Raw genomic sequence first — 3683 nt, 5'->3', positions numbered from 1 at the left:
GAGCCACCACCACCGAACCACCCGACAACAACGGCACCCACAACTCGTAGGTCGAAGCGTCAAAAGCCTGCGGAGAATGGAAGAGGACGCGCGCGTGACTGCCCGACCGCCACCACTCGTCCAGCCCCAGACTCACCACGTCACGGTGGGTGGTCCCCACACCCTTCGGGACACCGGTGGACCCGGAGGTGTACATCACGCACAGCAACTGCTGCCCGTGGACGCTCACTTCGGGGCGCGGGGCGGGCGTGTCCTCCCTCAGGAGTGACTCGTCGACGACGATCACCTGCGCATCGTGGACGAAGGACACGTGCGCGGACGCGTGATCGGTCAGGAGAACCGACGCCCGTGTGTCCGCCATCATCAACCGCAGGCGGCTCTCGGGTGCGCGCGCATCCAAGGGCACGTATGCCGCGCCGGCCTTGACGATCGCCAGAATCGAGATCACCAGGCCGAGGGACCGCTCTTGCAGCACGGCCACCCGGTCCTCGCCGCCGATACCCAGGTTGATGAGGTGATGTGCCAGCCGGTTCGACAGCAACTCCAGCTCGGCGTAGGTGAGGACCTCGTCCTCGCACATCACCGCCGGGGCGTGAGGAGTCTGTGCCACCCGGGCTGCGAACACGTCATTCACCGTGCCCTGAGTCAGGGGACGCGCGGTGTTGTTCCACTCACCCAGGATCTGTGCGCGCTCCTCGGGGGCTAGCGACCGGACACGCCCCACCGGCGATTGGATGTCGGCCGCGAACGCCTCCAGGTAGCGGAGGAAGCGTTTCCCGTGCGCGGCCACCTCGTCCTGGGAGTACAGGGCGGGATTCGCGTCGAACGCGATCTCCAGCCCGTTCCCGTCCCCCCTCTCGAACACGTTGATGGCGAAGTCATCGACAGGACCGTTGGACAGGTTGTTCGGAGTCAGTGGATGCCCATCGAAGGCCAGCTTCCCGTAGTCGAGGGACATGATGTTGACCGTGGGTCCGAACAGCCTCTGCCCGTTGTCCGACATCTTCAGCGAGCGACGGATGTCCTCGTTCCGGTACCGCTGGTGGCGCAACAACTGCCGGATCTCGTTCTTCACTCCGACCAGCAGGTCGGAGACCGTCATATCGGGACGCACCTGGACGGCCAGCGGCAACTGATTCGAGACCATACCGACGGCCTGGCGGACGGCCTTTCCAGCACGAGCAGCTACGGGAAGCCCCAGGAACAGTTCCTTCTCGCCGGTGAGGTGGTGAAGATACCCGGCGGTGGCCGCGATGATCAGGCCCGACCAACTCGTTCCGGCGAGGCGGGCCGTCGTCCGATAGTGGTTCAGTTTCTCCTGCGAGACGTAATGGACTTCGCGAAGGAAGCGTGCAGGCGTCCCGGACCCGGCCCGTTCCGTGAAGCTGACCACATCGGCGCCGCCGTCCAGCCGGCCGAGCCAGTGCTGCTGGTCGAGTTCGAAATCCTTTGACGACCGGTACTCGGCGTCGTGATCGAGAATGGTGTCCAGGGTGGAGTTCCCGACCGCCGGTGGAGTGATACCGCGCATCAGAGCCGTGTACACATCGCTAACCCGGGCCGCGATCAGTTGTCCGCTAGAGCCATCTACAATGATGTGGTGATAGCCGTGGTACCAGATGAATTTCGCCTCTGATATTTTCACCAGGAAGGACGTGAACAGCGGATCCCGCAGAATATCCTTCGCGCGGTGCAGGTCCTCAAGCATCACCCGCCGGGCAGCTACCTCGGGATCGGCCTCGGCGGTGAAGTCGAAGACCATGAGGGACCACTCCACGTCGTCGGGATCGGCGACGATCTGATAAGGACCGTCCTCACCCTCGCGCAGCCGGATACGCAGACTGTCGAAGTCACGAAGCGTCTGCCGGTAGGCCTGTTCGAATATGTCCGCATCGACGGCACCATGAATCTCAATGTATTCCGCAATGTTATACGCTGCGGACGAGTCGAATATCTGACTGGCGAGCCAGATGTCGGTCTGTGCAGCACTGAGCTGCCGATGACGTGTTTCCGATGCGTTCATTCGTCGAACCCTCTTTGCTTCCTTGTGGCTCGGCTCATACAAGGCCGACGCAGATGATGTCTCATACCGGCACGAAGACAGGCAGGGGCGTCGCAGGCACATGGGCCTGGCACGCGCCTTCAGCAGTGAATAGTAGGGTTCTGTCCGGTCGATCTTCGCGGATCAACTCAGGGCTTTTGGTGCGGTGATCGCACGGCTCTGAAGCTCCAATGCCAGGCGTCCCGGGCCCGCGATGAGGGCCGGACAGGGCCTACATGCCGACGGTGATGCGCCGCAGTTCTGCGCTGAGAAGCCGGCCGATGGCGGCCAGAGCGGGTGGCTGCGTCATTTCGCCGTGCGTGCAGTCGATTTCTTCCACGGATATCGGGCCGACAACGTACTCTTCCCACACGTCTGCGGCGCGGGTGTCCGCCGTCTGCTCCGCGCTCGCAGAGAAGAAAACGAGTTCGCCGTGGAACTTCCCGGGCGTGAACTCTCGCATCAGACGAACGTTGCGCGCGTAAGTGTACAGAACGGCGGCGAGTCGGTCGTCGTCGAGATCTGTCAGTCCGCTTGCTATCCGGTGAACAGACGGGCGTGCCTCCTGGACGCACGACTTCCTGTGATCCTCGTCCGTCGCCTCACCGAAAGAAGAGAGCAGGGTCTCGAATTCCTCTTCCTCCGCGGTGGTCAGCGCGTCGGAGGACGCTTCGGGATAGGAGTCGAGCACCGCCAGCAGGGCCACGACTTCGCCCTGTTCCTGGAGTTTGACCGCGATCTGGTGGGCCACGAGACCACCGAACGACCAGCCCAACAGGTGATAGGGCCCTGCCTTCTGCACCGAGCGGATCCGCGCGAGGTAGGCGTCCGCCATCTCGTCGACACTGCCCGGCAGGTCCGTGGTGTGTTGAAGGCTCCTGGCCTGCAGTCCGTAGAGAGGCAGATCGTCCGGCAGGTGCGCGGCGAATCCCAGATAGGACCAGCTGAGCCCGAAGCCGGGATGGACGCAGAACAGAGGAGGCCTGTCACCGGTGGTCCGCAGAGGCAGCAGCACCTCCCACGCGTCGGACGTGTGGCCGGAGGCAAGCCTCGCGGCCAGTGCGGCCACGGTGGGTGCCTCGAACAGGTCTCGGATGTTCAGGCCGGCGCTCATGGCCTTGCGGATGCGGCTGACCAGACGGGCAGCCTGGAGGGAGTGTCCTCCGAGATCGAAGAAGCTGTCGTCGATCCCGACGGATTCACGTCCGAGCACGTCGGCGAAGAGTCGTGCGAGCAGTTCTTCCCTCGGTGTCCGGGGGAGTCGGCTTGTCAAAGCGGCGGTGGTCGGGGGGACGGGCAGCGCCTTCCGGTCGACTTTCCCGTTGAGGGTCAGGGGAATGGCATCCAGGGCGACGAAGGCGGCGGGCACCATGTAGTCGGGCAGCTCCGCTGCGGCATGCTCACGCAGCGCGCGCGGGTCGGGTACGGCGTCCGTGGCCGGCACCACGTAGCAGGCCAGGCGCTTGTCTCCCGGCTGATCCTCACGCACCATCACAGCCGCCTGCGAGATGCCCGGATGGCGTGCCAGCGCCGCCTCGACCTCCTCCAGCTCGATACGGAAACCGCGCAGCTTGACCTGGTCGTCGGCCCGCCCCACGAACTCCAGCCGGCCCTCACCGTCCCAGCGCACCACATCACCCGT

2 protein-coding genes are annotated in these 3683 nt (G+C 64.5%); both read right to left on the bottom strand.

All coding sequences use genetic code 11. The annotated features are described in order from the left end of the window. A partial coding sequence (locus tag IE258_RS40345) for a condensation domain-containing protein (RefSeq protein WP_189750764.1) occupies window positions 1–2023 on the bottom strand: 2023 nt, incomplete at its 3' end. A gap of 250 nt (window positions 2024–2273) precedes the next feature. Further along, window positions 2274–3683 (bottom strand): thioesterase domain-containing protein (locus IE258_RS40340; RefSeq protein ID WP_229892769.1); only part of this gene is annotated, 1410 nt, incomplete at its 5' end.

It is taken from the genome of Streptomyces tendae (assembly GCF_014650435.1).
In the GTDB taxonomy this organism is placed as follows: Bacteria; Actinomycetota; Actinomycetes; order Streptomycetales; family Streptomycetaceae; genus Streptomyces; species Streptomyces tendae.
This window is presented reverse-complemented; position numbering and strand designations above follow the sequence as displayed.